Raw genomic sequence first — 20070 nt, 5'->3', positions numbered from 1 at the left:
TAATTTTGCTACAGTGCTACTAATAAATTGAAATAAAACATTGCATTAACAACAAAACAAAGAAAAAAAACTTAAATCACTTACTTTTCATACACAAAGCAACTTAATTAACAATTTATTACAGTTAAAAATTAACCAACTATCGCTTCGTAATGTATCTAAATATACAAGATTGGCTTTAAATTTCATTGCTTTAGAATATTTTTGACGCAAAAAAGAATTGCATATAACACAATATTATCAACTAATAAAACTTTTTTTACGCTGTAAATACGCACATAATGCAATGATCTGAGCAGAAAACTCATTCAAAAACAGTGATAAATGATAACCATCAAGCAGTCCATGGTGTACCTCTATAGATACAGATAATCTATTTTCTTCTTTATTAAATTTACCAAAAACCACTTTAGGTATGCCTAAATTATCTCCAGAGTGCCGAGCATGCTTAAATCCATATACCTCAAACCAAGGTAAAATGGATACATATACTTGATCGACAGCGCCACTTTGTGACAAGAAATCTTCGTTCAGCAATGACTGCGTTAAGCCTTTTTGCTTTTTAGTATTGTTTTTTGTAACAAACTCATCAATTGATTCAGCGTTATCTAATAAAATAAATCTGAAGGTTTTATCACTGGCTAAAAAAGTACTACTAATTGCTACTTCATTCAATTCTACTGGCTTACCCTCAACGATGCGATAGCGCATAAAATCACACACTTGAAGTGCTCTACTCAAACAATAAAGGTAGCAATCAGAAAAAGGCAAACCCACCGCCGTAGAGTCTGTATATAAAGAATGGGTGTCAATTGATGTAACAACATTAAAATTTGGGTCTTCAAAGTGCTGATAAAATTTAAAATGTTCAGCACGCTCCCAAGTGGAGAGGTTTATTTCTTTCATAGAACAACAACAAAAAAAGGGCGATATACGCCCTTCATTATAGCCTTAATAGGATTCTATCAAAGACCATTTTCTATGATTTCTTGTGCAAGCTCATCAGCAATGATGTGCGTTGACTTTTGTTCTTCGTCAGAACGTCTAAAAATTTCAGTTAACGTATCGTAAATACCTTCAACGTGCTTAGTAGAAAGCGCTTCGTCATAACCCTCAGGCTTAGTTTCGTAGTATACGTTGATGATACCACCGGCATTGATTACGTAATCCGGCGCGTACAATACACCTTTTTCACGAAGTACGTCGCCATGCCTAGGTTCAGCTAGCTGATTGTTTGCACAACCTGCAATGATAGAAGCTTTGATACGTGGGATCGTTTCATCATTCACTGTCGCACCCAGTGCACAAGGCGCATAAACATCAACATCTAAGTCATAGATTTCATCGATTGCGACCGCTGTTGCACCAAAGTCATTGACAACACGTGCCACTGACTCTTCATTGATATCAGTCACAAATAACTCTGCACCCGCTTCATGTAAATGCTTACATAGTGTGTATGCAACCGCACCTAAACCTTGGACAGATACTTTTACACCAGATAAATCTTGGTGACCAAACTTATGTTGGTAGGCTGCTTTAATACCTAGAAATGTACCTAATGCAGTAAATGGCGACGGGTTACCGCTTTTTCCTTCGAGGCCTAATACATAGTTGGTCTCTTTGTGCATCACCATCACATCACCTGTTGTGATATTGACGTCTTCAGCAGAGTAATAGCTTCCACCTAACCTTTCTAAGTGCTTACCAAATGCTCTAAAAAGCGCTTCAGACTTAACCGTTTTTGCATCACCAATAATTACTGATTTACCACCACCAAATGGCAAACGTGCAACGGCATTCTTGTAAGTCATACCTTTTGATAAACGTAATACGTCATAAACTGCATCTTGATCTTCTGCATAGTCCCACAGACGACAACCACCTACAGCTGGACCTAGTTTGGTACTATGGACTGCGATAATCGCTTTTAAGCCCGACTCTTTATCTGAACAAAACACAACTTGCTCATGGTTATCAAATTCAACTTGGTTAAATACAGCCACTTTGATTATTCTCCGATTTTTGTCTGACCTTGTCAGATAGCGCTGAAATTGCGCCTGACTCTATCATTAACTATTTAGGCAATCCAGCAAATGAGATGATCTAAGCTAACACACGCATCAGAGCGCATAAACAATCCACACAATATCAAAATAAAGATTAAAAGATTTATTTAAAGGCAAAATAAAAACATGATTAATTAAAAATATCTTTATTTTTTATAGTATCTGTTTACGTAAACGTAAAGCTAAGTGCGCTTGTAAGTATAAATTTACATTTTGAAGATTACAAAGATATTACCCATAAAGGTTACAGCTCAAAAAACACTCACACCTTCATTTCAGTAACGCTTTAACAGCAGTCTGTACAAAATAAGGACAAAAAAAACGGACCCTTAAGAGTCCGTATTTTTTATTCTTTATATCAGTTAGCTTAACTTCGCATCAAGCTCTTCTATCTTTGCTTTCCAAATAGCAGGACCTTGTGTATGCGCATTGGCACCTTCACTATCGACTGCAACCGTTACTGGCATATCCTCTACTTCAAACTCGTAAATTGCTTCCATACCTAAATCTTCAAAAGCAACAACACGAGACTTCTTAATCGCTTTTGCAACTAAGTATGCCGCACCACCTACTGCCATTAGATAAACGGCTTTATTCTGCTTAATTGATTCAACCGTAGCAGGACCACGCTCCGCCTTACCAATCATACCTACAAGGCCTGTTTTTTCTAACATCAAGTCGGTAAATTTATCCATACGTGTTGACGTAGTTGGGCCTGCAGGACCTACTACTTCATCACCCACTGCATCAACAGGACCAACGTAGTAAATAAATTTATTGGTAAAGTCGACACCTTCCGGTAAGCCTTCTCCAGAATTAATCATTTCTTGTAGACGCTTATGGGCAGCATCACGACCCGTTAAAATTTTACCGGATAGCAATACAGTTTCACCCATCTTCCAATCTTGGATGTCATCTTTAGTCAATGTATCTAAATTCACGCGACGCGTGTCTTCGCCCACTTCCCACGTTACTTCTGGCCAATCTTCTAATTTTGGCGCTTTAAGATCTGCAGGACCAGACCCATCAAGCGTGAAATGTACGTGACGAGTAGCCGCACAGTTCGGGATCATCACAACTGGCTTTGATGCAGCATGCGTAGGCGCAGTTTTAATTTTCACATCAACAACGGTTGTCAAACCACCAAGACCTTGTGCACCAATACCTAACTTGTTTGCTCTTTCAAAAATTTCTAAGCGTAGCTTTTCTTCCGCAGTCTCGGCGCCACGCTCTTGAAGATCATGAATATCCACTGGGTCCATCAAAGATTCTTTCGCTAAAACAGCTGCTTTTTCAGCAGTACCGCCAATACCAATCCCGATCATGCCTGGTGGACACCAACCAGCACCCATTGTTGGTAATGTCTTTTCAACCCACGCAGCAACATCATCAGACGGGTTTAGCATCGCCATCTTAGTTTTGTTTTCAGAACCGCCCCCTTTAGCTGCTATCATTACTTCGACTTCAGCACCCGGCACTAAGTCTACATGTACAACCGATGGTGTGTTGTCTTTGGTGTTTTTACGACTACCAGCTGGATCTGCAACGATTGAAGCACGAAGTGGGTTATCTGGGTTTGTGTATGCGCGGCGAGTACCTTCGTCAACCATCTGCTGTACGGTTAAATCGGTTTTATCCCACTTAACATCCATACCTACTTTAACGAAGCATGTCACAATACCGGTATCTTGACACAATGGACGCTTGCCTTCTGCTGACATGCGTGAATTTATTAAGATCTGTGCAATGGCATCTTTAGCTGCCTTGCTTTGCTCATTGTTGTAAGCTTTTTCTAGCGCTTGTACAAAATCAAGTGGATGGTAGAAAGAAATATATTGTAACGCATCTTCAATGCTATCAATAAAGTCTTGTTGACGGATAATACTCATGACGGTTCCTTTAGTAACCATTATCTTTATACAAATGGTGTGTTCTTGGTAAGTCGAAAAATGTTCACTCCACCACACAACTCAAGTTAAGCGCAAAATGATTTTATGCCCCCATTTTGCCAAAACTCAGGAGATTGTTATTGTGATTATGAGTTATCACTTCTCGACTCTATAGATTCATTTCTAATTATGATAACCTCCTCGCCCGTTTCGGGCTAGTTTTCAGGGTCAAGTAAATGATAAATGCACAGAATAAATGCATTGCCGTTGACATTTCACTCTCTACAGTTGAAGTTTTCGAGAAAATTTCAGCGCAACAATATGCTATTCTTCTAGATTCCAGTGACGCCACACATGAAAATAGTCGTTTCGATATTATTAGTTATGCACCGGCGCATGTACTAGAAGCCAAAAACGGACATGTTTTTTTAGATGGCCTCGTTCAAAAACACAGTGTTTTTCAAATTTTACATCAAGAATTAGAAAAACTTTGCGCTGCACGAAATGAGGGGATACCTTTTTGTGGCGGTTGGCTCGGTTATTTTGGCTATGACTTAGGGCGCTACATCGAGTCAATACCGCAAAATGCTGAAGCAGACATTCCATTGCCAGATACGGTTGTTGGATTATACCTTGATGCTTTAATTTTCGATAACAAACATGAGCAGTGGTATTACGTATCTCAACCGAATGTTGATCGCCTTGATGACTACCTTCAGCTCATAGAGACATCGAGTGCTAAGTCACACCAGTTTGAATTACAAAGCGATTGGCAATCCAATATGACTGAACAACAATACCACACCAAGTTTCAGCGTATCCAAGATTATTTGCGTTCGGGGGATTGTTACCAAATCAATCTCGCGCAGCGTTTTAGTACCACCTACCAAGGCTCTCCTTGGGCTGCGTACAAAAAGCTGAGACAACAAAACAGAGCCCCCTTTTCTGCTTATTATAATTTAGGTGAAAATAAGGCGATTGTTTCGGTGTCGCCTGAACGTTTTATCTCCGTTCGTCAAAGACAAGTTGAAACCAAACCAATCAAAGGCACGCTGCCACGCCTATCAGATATCGGAGCAGACCAACATCAGGCTGAAACGTTACAAACTAGCAGTAAAGACCGTGCCGAAAATGTCATGATTGTAGATTTATTACGTAACGACTTGGGTAAAGTTGCTAAACCAGGATCTGTCAGCGTTCCTAAGCTATTTGCAATAGAGAGCTTCCCTGCAGTACATCATTTAGTAAGTACTGTCACGAGTGAGTTAGCAGAGGGCTGCAGTGCTGTAGATCAATTGGAAGCTGCATTTCCAGGTGGCTCAATCACCGGCGCACCAAAAATCAGAGCGATGGAAATCATAGAAGAGCTTGAACCACATCGCAGAAGTGCGTACTGTGGTTCTATGGGTTATCTCAGTGCTTGCGGCGATATGGATACTTCTATCACTATCCGTACATTAGTGTGCGAAAACAACCGCATTCATTGTTGGGCTGGCGGTGGTATTGTCGCCGACTCGCAAGTAGACGCTGAGTATCAAGAAACGTATCACAAGGTCAATAAGATTTTACCTGTATTGCAATGAAGCTTGAACACGTAATCAGTCGTTTTAGACTCTCTCCACTTTCTGCTTCCCGCTGTGCAACACAGGGAGTAGAAAGTGCAGTATTGGTCCCACTCATTGACATAGACAATGGCGCGCACATATTGTTGTGTAAACGACACGCCAAATTAAGGTCGCATCCGAGTCAAATATGTTTTCCGGGTGGAAAAGTGGAACACGGTGATCACTCCGCCGTTGACACAGCCTTAAGAGAAACCTTTGAGGAAATCAGTTTAAGTCGCTCCCATATTAGTGCACTGGGGCAACTTCCAATCCATAACACCTTGAGCGGATTTCATATTACTCCCATTGTTGCAAGAGTTCAGAAATATGCAACTTGGGAACATCAAAGTAATGAAGTAGACAGTGTATTTACCATCCCTTTAAGTGCCCTTATGGACCCTATTCAGTGGCAAAGCTACCCATGTCGATATCGTGGCAAGCCCATAAATATCAACGGATTCATGACTTCCCATGGTCTTTTATGGGGCGCGACGGCAAGCATTATAAAAAAATTAACTAGCACACTCTCTTAATCTCATTACATTTGTCAATTTTCCATCCAATAACGGGTTACTTCTGCAATAATTAACGTTATTATGTGCGCCCGTTCAGAGGCAATGATGAGTAAATTTTATGATTAGTGCATTCGATATGTTTAGCATCGGTATTGGGCCATCGTCTTCCCATACTGTTGGTCCAATGCGCGCTTCGCGTCTTTTTGTCAAAGATTTACAAGATAGTAAATTAATTGATGACGTCACTTCTGTAAAAGTTGAACTGTTTGGTTCCCTTGGGCAAACAGGTATTGGCCATGGCTCAGGTAAAGCTGTGATATTAGGTCTTGCTGGTCACGATCCTGAAACGATCGATGCTGACCTTGTTCCCGAAATACTCGAAAAAATTGAACAAGAACAAGTGATATACCTAGACCAGCAGCACAAAGCTGATTTTCCGAAACAAGGCGCGGTTGTTTTTCATCGCCGTAAAACATTACCTAAGCACTCTAATGCCATGGAAATCCAAGCTTATAAGGATGATGAGCTCATACATAGTCAAATTTACTATTCAATTGGTGGTGGCTTCATTGTAACCGACCAAGATTTTGAAGCTGAAAAACAAGCAGCGATTGATATACGTGAACAAAACCCAGCGCCTTATTTATTTGATACCGCAGAAGAGCTACTTCAAATTTGTAAAGAAACAGGATTAAGTGTTTCTGCATTGATGATGGCGAATGAAAAAACACTGCGCAGTGAAACTGAGATCAAAAATGAGCTCTTTAATATCTGGCAAGTAATGAAAGCGTGTATCGAGCGCGGTATGCGTACCGAGGGGATCCTTCCTGGTGGTTTAAAGGTAAAGCGTCGAGCACCTAGCTTATATTTGAAGCTGAATGTAGAAAATAGTAACGATCCGCTTCGTGCTATGGACTGGGTCGACCTGTTCGCATTGGCTGTCAATGAAGAGAATGCAGCTGGCGGTCGCGTTGTAACAGCGCCGACTAATGGCGCAGCAGGCATTTTACCTTCCGTACTTATGTATTATCACACATTCATCAAAGAGGTCGATGTGGAGATTGCAACTAAGTACCTACTCACAGCAGCAGCCATCGGTATTCTTTATAAAAAGAATGCCTCTATTTCAGGTGCCGAAGTAGGATGTCAGGGCGAAGTGGGTGTTGCATGCTCGATGGCAGCAGGCGCATTAACTGAAATTATGGGTGGTAACGTCGTCCATGTTGAAAATGCTGCCGAGATTGGTATGGAACATAACTTAGGACTAACCTGCGATCCTGTCGGTGGACTTGTGCAAGTGCCATGTATAGAACGAAATGCCATGGGCGCTGTAAAAGCGATTAATGCATCAAGGCTTGCATTAAGAGGAACCGGAGAACAAAAAGTATCGCTCGATAAAGTAATCAAAACCATGCTCGACACTGGTAATGACATGAAAACCAAATACAAAGAGACGGCCCGTGGCGGTCTGGCTGTAAATATTATCGAGTGTTAAAACAAAAAACCCAACACATGTTGGGTTTTCTACTTCAACCGCGTAAAACGGTTTTTACTTCACTGGCAGTGTCACATTTGAAAATAGCGCGTCTACATCATCTTGATTTCTCATCAAGCTCGCTTTTTCAACCACATCTTTCGTTAAATGTGGAGCAAATCGCTCTATGAAATCATACATGTAGCCACGTAAGAAGCTGCCTTTTCTAAAACCAATTTTAGTTGTACTTGCCTCAAACAAATGACTCGCATCAATACATACCAAGTCTTTATCAGCAATGTCATCAACTGCCATCGTCGCCAGCACGCCTACACCTAAGCCCAACCTGACATAGGTTTTAATGACATCAGCATCCGTCGCAGTAAACACAATATGCGGCTCGAGACCATGTGCATTGAACGCTTTGTCCAACTCTGAACGACCAGTAAAGCCAAACACATAAGTGATCAATGGATATTTCGCAACATCTTGCACAGTGATGTTCTTACCCAGCTGTGCCAACGGATGATCTTTAGTAACGACAATACTTCTATTCCAGTGATAGCATGGCAGCATAATTAGGTCGCCATATAAATGCAATGCTTCCGTTGCAATCGCAAAATCTGCATCCCCTCTGGCCGCAGCATCAGAAATTTGCTGAGGCGTGCCTTGATGCATATGTAATGATACAGCAGGGTATTTTTGCATAAACCCTTGAATGACTGGCGGCAAAGCATAACGTGCTTGCGTGTGCGTGGTCGCTATATTTAACTTACCTTGATCAGGTAATGTATGTTCATTTGCAACCGCTTTTATCCCTTCTACTTTTGAAAGGATCTCTCTGGCAATATTGATTATTTCATTACCGGCACTGGTGACATGAGTTAGGTGCTTACCACTACGACCAAATATCTGCACACCCAATTCATCTTCTAGCATACGTACTTGTTTTGAAATACCTGGCTGGGAAGTATATAAACTCTCAGCAGTGGCAGATACATTCAAATTATGATTAAGTACTTCAACTATGTATTTCAATTGTTGTAGTTTCATAACATTGTTTATTTTTTTAGTTGTTATCCAATAAAAGACTTGGTTTACGCTGAACGCCGAGTCGGATCTTTTGTAAGACTAGCATAGTTATTGGCAGCCTGATAGTTATTGTAACATTTACGCAATCATATAAGAAAAACTAATTAGAAACGTCTATACTGAAAAATGGTGTATTCAAATTCATTTACATACACCTTGTTATTAAAACTATCCAATATACAATTGTTTGATGTAATATAAAAAATTATCGCCTTGGGTAGTTTTCGTAGAGAATCGGGTATGTTTGTTTACATAATAGTATTGTTGATTGTTGCTTTGGTTATAATTGCAGTTTGGGTTAGTGCAATTCAACAGCACAAAGAAAAACAAGAAGCAGAAAGACGCAAAGAGCTAGCAAAACAAAAACGCATCATTGAAGAGTCAGAAGATGTTCTGGTCAATAGTGCGAATATACCTATGTCTGGCGCAATGCTTCAGGTCATACAAAAAAGAGTACATAATGCACTGGCGACTATGGTTGAACTCTCACCTACTTCTCGAGAGTTAAAAAACCGTCTTCATGAGTCAAACGAACGAATGAACTCTGAACCAGCTAACCTGAGTGACAGTGACAATGTCGCTTTACCTGACAACGATAAACAGCTGATTGCCCTAGTACAAGGCATTAAAAAACTTCGTCAGCTTCTTCGTTCAGAGCACAGTAAAGGAAAAGTTGATACACAAGTTTTCGTCAAAGAAGATCGCCGATTGGAAAAAATTCAGTTAAGGATCAATGTAGAAAGTCAAATCAAACGCGGCCTATCTGCAAAAACAGCCAATATGGTTGGCTCAGCAAGACAATATTTCGAAAAAGCCTACGCAACTATTATGGCTGTCACTTACAGTGATGAATACGTTACAGAAAAGAAGAACCAGCTGGAAAGCTACCTGAACGAAATCAGTACCGAGCTTAAGGCCTCTAACGCATCAGCAGTTAAGAAAAAAGCAGAGAAAGAAAAGGACGATTTAGATGTCCTTTTCGCACCAAAAAAGAAATGGTGATCAGCTGATTGCAAATTTAACAATGAATAATATCGTCAGTACCCAAACACTGATAGATATCTCTTCTTTTTTATTACATGCCAATTTGACCGCGGTATAAGCGATAAACCCTAACGCAATACCATGTGCTATTGAAAACGTGAGTGGTGTCATTAATAGGACAACACTCACAGGAATCGCATCTGTCATATCATCCCAATTTACCAACTTCAAATTTTGTAACATGAGTACGGATACATAGAGGATTGCACCAGCAGTTGCGTATGCTGGTACCATTTTGGCCAATGGCGCAAAGAACATCATAAGCAAAAAGCAACAACCAACTACAACTGCAGTTAGGCCAGTACGCCCACCAACTGAAACACCTGATACCGATTCAATGTAGGAAGTCGTAGTAGAGGTCCCTAAAAATGACCCAGCCACTGTAGCTGAGCTATCTGCTGACAGTGCTCGCCCCAACCTTGGCATATTACCTTTGTCGTCAGCAATGCCCGCTTTTTGCGTCACAGCCACCAGCGTGCCACTGGTATCGAACAAATCAACAAATAAAAATGCAAATACCACACTCAACATCGATATTTCTAAAGCACCAGCAATGTCTAGCTGCCCAAATGTGGGTTCAATACTAGGCGGTGCAGAAACAATCCCCTGATACTCCACTAATCCCAATGCCCAAGCAATGACCGTAACCAATAATATGCTTATCAATACCCCGCTTTTCCATTCTCGATACATCAATGCTGTAATAACAAACAAACTAAAAATTGCCAATAAAGGGCCTGGACTGGTGATATCACCTAACTGTACAAGCGTTGCAGGACTCGCCACAATTATGCCTGCATTTTTAAGGGCTATCAGTGCCAAAAATGCACCTATACCGGTAGCGATAGCACGCTTTAACACCACAGGGATAGCTTGTATGACCCACTCTCTCACTTTAAAGAGGCTTAACAATAAAAATAAACACCCAGACAAGAACACAGCCCCAAGCGCAGTTTGCCAACTATGGCCCATACCTAAAACAACTCCATAGGTAAAAAATGCGTTTAAGCCCATACCTGGTGCCAATGCCAGCGGATAATTAGCAATAAAGCCCATGATAAAACAACCAATTGCGGCAGCCAGGCAGGTAGCAACAAATGCCGCACCGTGATCTATTCCTGCTTCAGCAAGCATTGCTGGGTTAACAAATACAATATAAACCATGGTGATAAATGTTGTGAGTCCCGCTACAACTTCGGTTTTTACATCCGTGTGTAGCGACTTGAGCGAAAATAATTTTTCTAGCATGTCTTTGTATTTTAAATGGAAACGAGGGCCGCGATTTTACCATAAATCATGCCCTTTAACGGACAAATAAAGTAAAAATCAGCTACAATGAAGACTAAGTTGTAATAAGTGAAGTGAGTATGAAAAGCAATCTATCAACAAAAGCGCACAGTGGTGACCTAGAGCAACAACTACTCAATGTGCTCGAGTTTGTGACTCAAGAGCCTGACCCCAAACACAGCTGGCCAAATGCACAAGAACCCGAGCAAGCTTATAAAAAAGGCCTTTATTACATCAAAGAAAAACAATATCCATTGGCTGCCAAGTGGATGAGACTCGCAGCTATGTCAGGAGATAATAAAGCCCAATTCTATTTAGGCCTGCTATTTATCAAAGGGCAAGGGGTGCCTAAAAGTGTTTTTCACGGTGTCGCATGGTTAAGTCTTGCCCAGAGCCAAGGTAATAATGCTGCGCAAAGTACGCTAAATGAAGTCCGCCCACACTTAACAACGAAGCGTTATATAGATGCTCAGTGTTATGCCGCAACATTATTCGAACAAATCCATCAGCAAATGCATTTTGGCGCAGATAAATAACTTTCTATGGCCCCTTGAATGAAAAAAGAACAAAAAATCATCAAATAAAGCTTGATTAAAACCACTGTATGAAATACTGTATATATACTGTATAAAGAATCAGTGGTCTAATCATGTTGCACATTTCAACGAACGTTAACTCTCAGCTAAAGAGCATTAATCAATATGATAGTTTTAATGTTTTGGACGCAGACGACGTACAAAGCACAAATGATATGCTATTAAAAGTTTTATACCAATGTAATGCTATCGCTGGCTGGACATTATTAATTGCCCCCGACCATGCGGTAAATAAAACCATGCTAGACAGCTATGGCATCAATATAAATAAGCTACTAGTGCTCAAACAGCGAGATCTGATAAACTTAGAGCATACTTTGGACCGCGCGTTGTCTAATGGTAATTTTGCAGCTGTAATTACATGGCCAGGGGTTTTGTCTCAAAAGCAAATAGAGCACAGGAGCCTTTCCTGCTCAAAAACCGCACTGTATTGCTTTAAAGGCGCTGCACATTTACCAATGTCAAAACTTGCGCACTAATCATATAGGTCATTTATGTGTTTTTGTGGTAACACACAAACCTTTGAGCAATGCTGTAAGCCTTTTATTTCAGGTCAGTCAACACCCATAAATTCTGAGCAATTAATGCGCTCTCGTTTTAGTGCATATTGCACTCAAGAGGGCCAATATATTTTAGACACCTATGCATCACAAACCCGAAGTGAGCACACAGTTAAAGATATATTGGCATTTTCCCAACAAGTATCATTTGTCAAATTAGACGTAATTACGACAGATGAAGACATACAATATCAATATGTAGAATTTAAAGCATATTATGTCGAGGGCACACAACTTAGTACCTTGCACGAACGTTCAAGGTTTATTAAAGAAGATAATCAGTGGCTATACCTCGATGGTGAGCTTTTCCCTGCTGAATGCAAAAAAGTAAGCCGTAACGATCCTTGTCCGTGCTTAAGTGGGAAAAAGTTTAAAAAGTGCCACGGGTAGTAAACAAAACTAGGTGGTTTAATTTAGTCTTGGTCGAGCTGCCTAAGTATTTTTATTTCCTAAACAGCAATATTAAGCTGAGACTGCATGTCACCACTTGCTAGCTGATCGTAAAATGCAGCTGCATCAATCTCTTTATCTTTCACATCAACTTCAGGGTGTTTTTGGCGATACAATTTCGCTCTCACTGCGGGTTCAAGGTTCTCTACGACGTGTAGAGGGATATGGGACTTATCATCACGAATATGAAACGGCTCTGGATCTAAGCACTCATTGAGCTTTATATCTTCCAATCCGCCATCTTTTACAAAATACCGATTGTATTGCCCTATTGAAAAGTCAAATTCTTCTGGCGCAAGAGGCTGTTTAGGACCCACTTGAAGCGCTTTACGTAATGCTTCTTCAGACTTATCAGCCTCATCAATAGTACTACGAGGTAAATCAAACTGGCTAAAATCCAACACATCTTGAGATAATGCAGATAACAATAGCGCAAAGTCACCTCTTCTCGATTCATGAACACTTATACTCAACGCATTACCGAGTTGAGCCTCCTTGAGTAACAATTGTTCTATCTGCATGGATTTTCGCCAAAAAATTCTAAATCTGAAAATTTATCGGCATTTTTTGAAAAAACTTTAGGACATTTCTTTACTTCGTCAAAAACTTTGTTATTATCAGCGCCGTTGTTGAGGAGGGGTTCCCGAGCGGCCAAAGGGATCAGACTGTAAATCTGACGGCTCAGCCTTCGCTGGTTCGAATCCAGCTCCCTCCACCATCAACGACAAAGTACAATTGGAGGGGTTCCCGAGCGGCCAAAGGGATCAGACTGTAAATCTGACGGCTCAGCCTTCGCTGGTTCGAATCCAGCTCCCTCCACCACTTTGTACTTATAAAATCTGTTATGGAGGGGTTCCCGAGCGGCCAAAGGGATCAGACTGTAAATCTGACGGCTCAGCCTTCGCTGGTTCGAATCCAGCTCCCTCCACCACTTCCTTATTTATTTCCAGATATATTTTTATTAATACCCTACTGAATTATTTTAATTTGTTCTTTGAGATAATTTTTCGCTTTTTTAAACTCCGGGTAATAACGACGCACAATATCCCAAAAAGCTTGGTTATGAGCCATGACATGATAATGTGCTAACTCATGCACAATAACATAGTCAATCACCCATTTCGGCGCACAGGCTAGCGCACAGTTGAATGCTAATACCCCTTTGCTAGACAAACTTCCCCATCGCCTCTTATAAAACCGTACTTTTAATATTTTATATTTTGAGCCCATGATGGATCCAAAGTAAGGCAGTCGCTCTTCTAAATAACTTATTAACTCCCCCGTCAATAACTCATTAATTTCACTAATTAGCTCCTTTCTCTGAGCCGTTGAAAGCGACTTGAGGTGTATGCAGTTATTTTGATGGTCGATAAAATTCATTGTTGCACTAAAATTGAGCGCATACGGTTTCCCATAGATATTGATACACTCTAGCTGCTGCTCACTCATGTGTTCTTGCTTCTCAGCCACAAGTTGTTGCTTTTGTTCAACCCACGCTTGCTTACTCAGTAACCAGCCGTTTAGCCATTTTTTACAAATACCATAAGGAGCATGGACAACGACCCCTTGCGGCTTAACACTGATCGCAACCGTTTTTCTACGGTGGCTCAATTTGAGTTGGTAATTGAAATTCATAGTAAATTTATTGCTTTTTCATCTATCAATCAAAATTGCTGCTAATCTTTATACTTATTACGGAAAAAACAGGCTGCCATGACTAGTAAACCTAAGTGTCAGTACATATCTCCCGATGGACACAAATGCCAAGAAATCGACATGGGCTCTGGATATTGCTTTTGGCACGATGCTAAGTTTGATAAAAGTGGATTAGAGCTATCACATAAACTCGAACGTTATGCCAAAAAAGGAGGGTTACTGCAAGGTCTCGAACTCAAAAGAGCAAATCTGGAAGGTCTTAACCTCGTGAAGTTTAACGATCATAATGGCTACGATTTATCCTATGGTAATTTCTACAGAGCAAACTTGCATGGCGCTCACCTTTTTAACAGTACAATTCGCAATGCATCACTAATGAAAGCAGATTTAAGAGACGCGAATTTGCATTGCTGTAAAATTGAAAACACCAATATCTTAGGCGTAAAGCTTAATGCCACCAGAATAGATAACCTTGTGTTGGGAGATAAACTACTTCAAGAAAGTCAGGCGATTGAAGCAACAAAACAAAAAAATAACGAAGAGGCGCAGGACCTATACTTACAGAGCGAAGAGATCTATCGACTGCTCAGAAAAGGCGCTGAACAGCAAGGGCTTTTCGAGATGGCTGGTAAGTACACTTACAGCGAGTTACGAATGCGACATGCGCAGTATCCCAAATACTCGAAAAAAAGACTCGTCTCAAGCTTTATTGATATGTTGTGTGGTTATGGAGAGAAGCCGGAAAACGTCATCCGCTTTAGTCTGGGCATGATTTTATTATGCGCACTATGTTATTTCATGCTCGGCATAAATTACAATGGTGATGTGATCCAGTTTGCTGCGGATGCACCTATAAAACAGAACTTGCAGTCCATGCTCAATTGCTTCTACTTTAGTGTAGTGACTTTTACTACCCTAGGCTATGGCGACATTACCCCCGTAGGCATAACGCGCCTCATAGCAACCATAGAGGCCTTTATAGGCAGCTTCTCTCTAGCTCTGTTTGTCGTGGTCTTTGTGAAGAGGATGACAAGGTAACTGGCTTAGCCAAGCGAGATTTCACGGCCTAATTCTTTTAGAAACAAACGCATAAATTCAGTGCGTCGCTTTGCTTCTTGCTTAGCAGACATCGTGTGCATTTGAGATTCGATGTGTAACAGCTTCACGAAGAAGTGATCTATCGTATAATTTTTGTCATCCGGCTCTCTTGTTGAACAAAAAGGGTCATCCGTGTGATACAGATGTCTCGCAATTGCACCACCCACTTTCATACAACGGCTCACACCAATCGCCCCCAACGCATCCATTCGGTCTGCATCTTGCACAATTTTAGCTTCTAATGTCGTTGGCGGCACATTCGCACTAAAGCTATGTGCAACAATCGCATGATGGATCCCCTCTAATTTTTCTTGGGGATAACCAATTTCAATCAAAAACCTTTCAGCTTTATCGGCAGCCATTTTTGAGGCCTGTGCACGATCAGGGTGGTTTTTGGCAACTGCGACACAATCATGTAACCAAGCAGCTGGAATAACAATGTCTAAATCTGCATGTTCTGCCACGGCCAATTCCTTAGCCGTTTTTACCACTCTTTGTATGTGAGAAAGGTCGTGTGCAGTATCGGCAAAAGGTGTATCTAGCATAAACTCCTTAAATGCTTCCTCAAACTGTTTCATATTTTCCATCATTTTTACTTAAACCTTATGCTTTACATTGTATGTTGGAACCCCCTTCACTAAAATGACAGGATTCTACTTAGTAAGGAATTTATATGTCTTGCGCGCTGTATTTACAACCCGGCCGAGAAAAATCTCTTAAAAGAAAACACCCTTGGATATTCTCTAAAGCAATTAAAAAAATCAAAGGTAAACCCGGACTCGGAGATATTGTCAAAATCTACAGTCATGATGGCCAATACTTAGCAACAGCAGCATACAGCCCAAGCTCTCAGATAAGAGCAAGGATCTGGAGCTTTGATGAAACTGAGCAAATTGATCAAGCTTTTTTCAAACGTCGTTTGGCCCGAGCATTTGCCGTACGTGAGTACGCTATTTCTGAAGGCGGATTAACCGGTTTTAGGCTTTCTGCAGCCGAGTCTGATGGCTTGCCGGGTATTACAATTGATAAATTCGATAATTATTTAGTATGTCAGTTACTAAGTGCGGGTGCAGAACGACACAAAGGTGAGATCGTTGCGGCATTACGCGAACTCTTTCCAGATTGCCATGTATACGAACGCTCAGACGTAGACGTACGTAAAAAAGAAGGCCTTGAGAAAATCACCGGGGTTTTACATGGTGAAGCACCCACTGAACCCGTTCTCATCGAAGAAAACGGTCTAAAGCTGGAAGTCGATATTATCGGCGGTCATAAAACAGGATTCTATTTAGATCAGCGAGATAGTCGCGCAGCACTTGAACGCTTTTCTAACGGTAAAAGTGTACTAAACTGTTTTTGCTACACTGGCACATTCAGCTTATATGCACTCAGAGGCGGATGTGATGAAGTCATCAATGTCGATGTATCTCAGCCCGCTCTAGATACGGCTAAACGGAATGTTGAGCACAATAACCTCGATTTAAGTAAAGTCGATTTTGTCAAAAAAGATGTATTCAAGTTACTTCGTGAATACCGAGATGAAGGACGCCAATTTGATACCATCGTCATGGATCCACCTAAGTTTGCTGAGAGCAAAGCCCAGTTAACAGGGGCATGTCGAGGCTACAAGGATATTAATATGCTTGCGATGCAACTGTTAAGGCCAGGTGGTACCTTACTGACTTTCTCATGCTCAGGGTTAATGGATCAAAACCTATTCCAAAAAGTCGTCGCAGATGCAGCGCTGGATGCGGGTAAAGATCTGATGATAATGGAGAGACTAAATCAAGCAGCTGATCACCCTATTGCTGGCTTCTACCCTGAAGGGTTTTATCTCAAAGGTCTTATTTGTAAAGTATATTAAAATAAAGGGAGCCTCTGCTCCCTTTATTTTCTAACTTAGAAGCTACCTGTTAAAGTAACACCTGAATACGTATTATAGCCACGTAACATGATGTGATAGGTCGCTGCACCACCGCTATTAGTGAGCGTGCAAGTTTCAGCATTACCATTACGGTATGGTCTACAGTCATATGTCGAAGTTGTTGGTGCTTGACCTTTTCTTACATACAGGTCTGCATCGCCAGTACCACCTGAGATCTCTACGCTAAGTGTTGAGTTTGCAGGTACGTCAATTGTGTACGCAACTTCACTACCTGAAGCACCAGATAGCCCAGTTACAGGCACCCCATTTTCAAGACAATTCGCACCACAGCCGCCATTACCACTTGAGGTCGCAGCAACTAGACTTGCGCCTGAGTATGCTGAATAGCCGTGCAGCATGACATACCAATCCCCAGCCGCTGGATTGTTGATAGTACAGACTTCATCGTTACCATTTTTATAAGGGCGACATGTATAACTGCTCTGAGTTGCTTTCTGGCCCTGTTGAACATACAAATCCGCATCACCAGTTCCACCTGATAACGTCACAGTTAATGTATCTTTACCTGCAGGCACCTTGAATAAATAGTGTGTCTCACTGCCAGATGCACCGCTTGCACCGACCGCAACGCCATCATCTAGTTCAGGGATCGTTGGTGGTGGAGGTGGAGGCGTGCTATCAGCAAGTGAAAACAATAACTCATTCGGAGACCCAGATTTTGCATCACTCACTTTATCTTTTGAGCTGCGTGAACTTAATAGTGTATCAATTTGGCTTGGCGTTAGACTTGGATTTTCATCAAGATACAAAGCAACCACACCTGCTACATGAGGTGCAGCCATTGACGTACCACTGATGGTGTTTGTTGCCGAATCTGAGTTATACCAAGCTGATTTAATGCTAGATCCTGGCGCGTAAATATCCAAGCAATTTCCATAGTTTGAAAAGCTAGAACGGGCATCTGAACTTGTTGTTGAGCCAACAGTAACAGCATCAGCTGCTCGTGCAGGAGAGTAATTACATGCACTACTGTTGTCGTTACCCGCAGCAACAACAAATGTAACGCCTGAAGCAACAGCCGCATTTACCGCGTCATCAACTGCTTGAGATACACCACCACCCAAACTCATATTCGCCACAGAGGGACCAGAGGCATTATTCTTCACCCAGTTAATACCTGAGATCACACCTGAGTATGAGCCTGACCCATTACAACCTAGTACACGTACCCCTACTACATTTACATTCTTGGCAACACCATATGCCCCACCACCAATAGTGCCTGCTACGTGCGTACCATGACCATTACAATCACTAGAGTCCGCATCATTATCTACAAAGTCATAACCATGGCTTGCACGACCACCAAACTCAGCATGAGTAATCCGCACACCCGTATCGATAACATATGCGGTTACGCCACTACCATCAAAATCATAGTGATAGTTACTATTAAGCGGTAAGTTTCTCTGATCGACTCTATCCAAGCCCCAAATTGCGTTGCCTTGGTCGGCACTCGCATCAACCATAGGTGTAACCGTCACCATTTGGTCTTGCTCAATGTAGTCAATACTCGGATTATTTAATAATTCTTGTACTTGTTGCTTCGAAGCACTAACGACAACACCATTTAAAACACCTTCGAAATGCTTCGAAACTTGCACATTATGCTTGGAGGTCAAAGCTTGTGCCTGACTTTTTGCATAACTAGAAATAGCATCACTGCTCGAAGCATTCATTACGGTTGGCGTTTTGAAGACAACAATATATTGATCCTCAATCGCATTACTTTGATCTACAGTCATCAGCTGTGCTTGTGCTAAACAGCTTCCTGAAAGACCTGCCAAGACCGCAAATGTTAGTGTGTTTAATTTACGCATACTTGTTCCTTTATTATGTCATTTGGTTAATTTCCATACAAAATGTAGCTCAAATGTAGAAATAATAAACAATTTATTTAACTTAAAGTTAACCAAAAACACCATCATACGTAAGGTATTATTTACAATAGAAAGTTTTATTCATTAATATCAAATCCTAAACAAACTTAATTCAACTTGAGTCATTGTAATGAATTATTCACTTATCGTGAGGTATAAATATATGAAGTTTAAGCATGATTTTCATATGCTTAAGTGATTATTTTATAGCCTAAAAATGAGAGTTTTTACCTTTATACTTGTAGCAATAATGCACAAAACAAGTACCAAGTCTAACTAATAAGTTTTTCAATAAAATTTTCTATGATTTTATTTCACAATGGAAAATGACTTTGTTGGTAAATCGCTCTAATTACTACCTATGAAGGTACGCAAGGTGATTAACGTGCAGAATGTAACGACAGCGAACGCAGTGAGTACGCCCTTTTTACACAAGGTGAAATTAGCCGGTTTAACCGAACAAAATCAATATACTACTATCAATCTATAGCAGGTTCTCTCTATGTCATTCCGGACTTGCTCCGGAAACCATATATTAGGCAAAAAGAAATGGACCCTGAAACGATATATGGACTCCACCACATCTCACATACAGTGTAATGTGGTGCCGACCAAAACAAAGGAGTCCATATACGAGTTCAGGATGACGTATTTAAACCGTGACGCAGCACCCAACCTTTCCGTCACCCTGAACTTGCTTCAGGGTCTAAAGTTCAAAGTCTTAACGACAGTGAACAAAGCGAGTGCGCTCTTTTTGCGCAAGGTGATTAACGTGCAAAATGTAACGATAACGAGCGAAGCGAGTACGTTCAATTTGCGCAAGGTGAAGTGAGCCGGTTTAACCGCTGCTAAGGGACTGTCTTCAAAAGAAGAAAGACTTAAAACGGTGAAGGTTGCTCCCTTCACCTTGC

19 protein-coding genes and 3 tRNA genes are annotated in these 20070 nt (G+C 41.0%); 12 read left to right on the top strand and 10 right to left on the bottom strand.

The window, feature by feature from the left end; genetic code table 11:
* Positions 1–240: 240 nt before the first annotated feature.
* The 3 genes from N473_RS05565 to N473_RS05555 all read right to left on the bottom strand — a co-directional run bounded on the left by N473_RS05565 (position 241) and on the right by N473_RS05555 (position 3958).
* Positions 241–906 carry a CatA-like O-acetyltransferase gene (locus N473_RS05565; protein ID WP_063367076.1) on the bottom strand — a complete coding sequence of 222 codons (666 nt, stop codon included), beginning with the start codon at positions 904–906 and terminating at the stop codon, positions 241–243.
* A gap of 59 nt (positions 907–965) precedes the next feature.
* Positions 966–2006: a Leu/Phe/Val dehydrogenase gene (locus tag N473_RS05560; RefSeq protein WP_063367075.1), complete on the bottom strand. Its 1041-nt coding sequence runs from the start codon at positions 2004–2006 to the stop codon at positions 966–968.
* Between the two features lie 425 nt (positions 2007–2431).
* Entirely contained in the window at positions 2432–3958 is a 1527-nt protein-coding gene (locus tag N473_RS05555) for a fumarate hydratase (protein WP_046356382.1), read from the bottom strand.
* 236 nt (positions 3959–4194) lie between these two features.
* On the opposite strand from N473_RS05555, the gene pabB reads away from it, so the two are divergent.
* From pabB to N473_RS05540, 3 genes are all read left to right on the top strand, one after another.
* Positions 4195–5541: an aminodeoxychorismate synthase component I gene (pabB, locus tag N473_RS05550; protein ID WP_063367074.1), complete on the top strand. Its 1347-nt coding sequence runs from the start codon at positions 4195–4197 to the stop codon at positions 5539–5541.
* Positions 5538–6095, top strand: a complete 558-nt coding sequence (locus tag N473_RS05545; protein WP_063367073.1) for a CoA pyrophosphatase — start codon at positions 5538–5540, stop codon at positions 6093–6095. Before pabB ends, N473_RS05545 begins: the two co-directional genes overlap by 4 nt.
* Before the next feature lie 100 nt (positions 6096–6195).
* On the top strand, positions 6196–7572 hold the full coding sequence (locus N473_RS05540) for an L-serine ammonia-lyase (protein ID WP_063367072.1): 1377 nt from the start codon (positions 6196–6198) through the stop codon (positions 7570–7572).
* A 54-nt stretch (positions 7573–7626) separates the two neighbouring features.
* Here N473_RS05540 and cysB read toward each other — a convergent pair whose 3' ends face one another.
* Entirely contained in the window at positions 7627–8604 is a 978-nt protein-coding gene (gene cysB, locus N473_RS05535; RefSeq protein ID WP_039607753.1) for an HTH-type transcriptional regulator CysB, read from the bottom strand.
* A 279-nt stretch (positions 8605–8883) separates the two neighbouring features.
* On the opposite strand from cysB, the gene N473_RS05530 reads away from it, so the two are divergent.
* Positions 8884–9645: a hypothetical protein gene (locus N473_RS05530; protein WP_063367071.1), complete on the top strand. Its 762-nt coding sequence runs from the start codon at positions 8884–8886 to the stop codon at positions 9643–9645.
* Here N473_RS05530 and N473_RS05525 read toward each other — a convergent pair whose 3' ends face one another.
* Complete coding sequence (locus tag N473_RS05525; RefSeq protein WP_063367070.1) at positions 9646–10935, bottom strand: NCS2 family permease; 1290 nt, start codon at positions 10933–10935, stop codon at positions 9646–9648. It lies immediately after the preceding gene.
* A 119-nt stretch (positions 10936–11054) separates the two neighbouring features.
* On the opposite strand from N473_RS05525, the gene N473_RS05520 reads away from it, so the two are divergent.
* The 3 genes from N473_RS05520 to N473_RS05510 all read left to right on the top strand — a co-directional run bounded on the left by N473_RS05520 (position 11055) and on the right by N473_RS05510 (position 12520).
* Positions 11055–11510, top strand: coding sequence for a tetratricopeptide repeat protein (locus N473_RS05520; protein WP_063367069.1), 456 nt, complete (start codon positions 11055–11057; stop codon positions 11508–11510).
* A 113-nt stretch (positions 11511–11623) separates the two neighbouring features.
* Positions 11624–12049, top strand: coding sequence for a SulA-like leucine-rich domain-containing protein (locus tag N473_RS05515; RefSeq protein ID WP_063367068.1), 426 nt, complete (start codon positions 11624–11626; stop codon positions 12047–12049).
* Positions 12050–12154: 105 nt separating this feature from the next.
* Positions 12155–12520 carry a YchJ family protein gene (locus N473_RS05510; protein ID WP_081220974.1) on the top strand — a complete coding sequence of 122 codons (366 nt, stop codon included), beginning with the start codon at positions 12155–12157 and terminating at the stop codon, positions 12518–12520.
* Positions 12521–12579: 59 nt separating this feature from the next.
* Here N473_RS05510 and N473_RS05505 read toward each other — a convergent pair whose 3' ends face one another.
* The gene (locus tag N473_RS05505; protein ID WP_063367066.1) at positions 12580–13101 is read right to left on the bottom strand and encodes a VC2046/SO_2500 family protein; all 522 of its coding nucleotides are present in this window, start codon (positions 13099–13101) and stop codon (positions 12580–12582) included.
* Between the two features lie 112 nt (positions 13102–13213).
* On the opposite strand from N473_RS05505, the gene N473_RS05500 reads away from it, so the two are divergent.
* The 3 genes from N473_RS05500 to N473_RS05490 all read left to right on the top strand — a co-directional run bounded on the left by N473_RS05500 (position 13214) and on the right by N473_RS05490 (position 13511).
* A tRNA-Tyr gene (locus N473_RS05500) sits at positions 13214–13298 on the top strand.
* Between the two features lie 19 nt (positions 13299–13317).
* A tRNA-Tyr gene (locus N473_RS05495) sits at positions 13318–13402 on the top strand.
* A 24-nt stretch (positions 13403–13426) separates the two neighbouring features.
* Positions 13427–13511: transfer RNA gene (locus N473_RS05490), tRNA-Tyr, on the top strand.
* A 38-nt stretch (positions 13512–13549) separates the two neighbouring features.
* Here the strand turns inward: N473_RS05490 and N473_RS05485 are convergent.
* Complete coding sequence (locus N473_RS05485) at positions 13550–14215, bottom strand: M48 family metallopeptidase (protein WP_063367065.1); 666 nt, start codon at positions 14213–14215, stop codon at positions 13550–13552.
* Positions 14216–14293: 78 nt separating this feature from the next.
* On the opposite strand from N473_RS05485, the gene N473_RS05480 reads away from it, so the two are divergent.
* Positions 14294–15274 (top strand): ion channel, encoded by a 981-nt coding sequence (locus tag N473_RS05480; RefSeq protein WP_063367064.1) that lies wholly within the window; start codon positions 14294–14296, stop codon positions 15272–15274.
* Between the two features lie 5 nt (positions 15275–15279).
* Here N473_RS05480 and N473_RS05475 read toward each other — a convergent pair whose 3' ends face one another.
* The gene (locus tag N473_RS05475) at positions 15280–15912 is read right to left on the bottom strand and encodes an HD domain-containing protein (RefSeq protein WP_231099525.1); all 633 of its coding nucleotides are present in this window, start codon (positions 15910–15912) and stop codon (positions 15280–15282) included.
* 95 nt (positions 15913–16007) lie between these two features.
* On the opposite strand from N473_RS05475, the gene N473_RS05470 reads away from it, so the two are divergent.
* The gene (locus N473_RS05470; protein ID WP_063367062.1) at positions 16008–17198 is read left to right on the top strand and encodes a class I SAM-dependent methyltransferase; all 1191 of its coding nucleotides are present in this window, start codon (positions 16008–16010) and stop codon (positions 17196–17198) included.
* A 35-nt stretch (positions 17199–17233) separates the two neighbouring features.
* Here the strand turns inward: N473_RS05470 and N473_RS05465 are convergent, their stop codons facing one another.
* Together N473_RS05465 and N473_RS26695 are read right to left on the bottom strand one after the other, a co-directional pair.
* A complete protein-coding gene (locus tag N473_RS05465) occupies positions 17234–19099 on the bottom strand; it encodes a S8 family peptidase (RefSeq protein WP_063367061.1) in 1866 nt (621 codons plus the stop codon).
* Positions 19100–19858: 759 nt separating this feature from the next.
* The coding region (locus N473_RS26695; RefSeq protein WP_231099524.1) for a hypothetical protein at positions 19859–20070 on the bottom strand (212 nt) is incomplete at its 5' end.

The sequence above is a fragment of the Pseudoalteromonas luteoviolacea CPMOR-1 genome, assembly GCF_001625685.1.
In the GTDB taxonomy this organism is placed as follows: domain Bacteria; phylum Pseudomonadota; class Gammaproteobacteria; order Enterobacterales; family Alteromonadaceae; genus Pseudoalteromonas; species Pseudoalteromonas luteoviolacea_K.
This window is presented reverse-complemented; position numbering and strand designations above follow the sequence as displayed.

Coding starts and splice junctions, on each gene's coding strand:
- N473_RS05530 (WP_063367071.1), top strand. CDS start 8,884: ATGTTTGTTTACATAATAGTATTGTTGATTGTTGCTTTGGTTATAATT.
- N473_RS05515 (WP_063367068.1), top strand. CDS start 11,624: ATGTTGCACATTTCAACGAACGTTAACTCTCAGCTAAAGAGCATTAAT.
- N473_RS05525 (WP_063367070.1), bottom strand. CDS start 10,935: ATGCTAGAAAAATTATTTTCGCTCAAGTCGCTACACACGGATGTAAAA.
- N473_RS05485 (WP_063367065.1), bottom strand. CDS start 14,215: ATGAATTTCAATTACCAACTCAAATTGAGCCACCGTAGAAAAACGGTT.
- pabB (WP_063367074.1), top strand. CDS start 4,195: ATGATAAATGCACAGAATAAATGCATTGCCGTTGACATTTCACTCTCT.
- N473_RS05475 (WP_231099525.1), bottom strand. CDS start 15,912: ATGAAACAGTTTGAGGAAGCATTTAAGGAGTTTATGCTAGATACACCT.
- N473_RS05545 (WP_063367073.1), top strand. CDS start 5,538: ATGAAGCTTGAACACGTAATCAGTCGTTTTAGACTCTCTCCACTTTCT.
- N473_RS05510 (WP_081220974.1), top strand. CDS start 12,155: ATGCGCTCTCGTTTTAGTGCATATTGCACTCAAGAGGGCCAATATATT.
- N473_RS05470 (WP_063367062.1), top strand. CDS start 16,008: ATGTCTTGCGCGCTGTATTTACAACCCGGCCGAGAAAAATCTCTTAAA.
- N473_RS05540 (WP_063367072.1), top strand. CDS start 6,196: ATGATTAGTGCATTCGATATGTTTAGCATCGGTATTGGGCCATCGTCT.
- N473_RS05480 (WP_063367064.1), top strand. CDS start 14,294: ATGACTAGTAAACCTAAGTGTCAGTACATATCTCCCGATGGACACAAA.
- N473_RS05565 (WP_063367076.1), bottom strand. CDS start 906: ATGAAAGAAATAAACCTCTCCACTTGGGAGCGTGCTGAACATTTTAAA.
- cysB (WP_039607753.1), bottom strand. CDS start 8,604: ATGAAACTACAACAATTGAAATACATAGTTGAAGTACTTAATCATAAT.
- N473_RS05520 (WP_063367069.1), top strand. CDS start 11,055: ATGAAAAGCAATCTATCAACAAAAGCGCACAGTGGTGACCTAGAGCAA.
- N473_RS05465 (WP_063367061.1), bottom strand. CDS start 19,099: ATGCGTAAATTAAACACACTAACATTTGCGGTCTTGGCAGGTCTTTCA.
- N473_RS05505 (WP_063367066.1), bottom strand. CDS start 13,101: ATGCAGATAGAACAATTGTTACTCAAGGAGGCTCAACTCGGTAATGCG.
- N473_RS05555 (WP_046356382.1), bottom strand. CDS start 3,958: ATGAGTATTATCCGTCAACAAGACTTTATTGATAGCATTGAAGATGCG.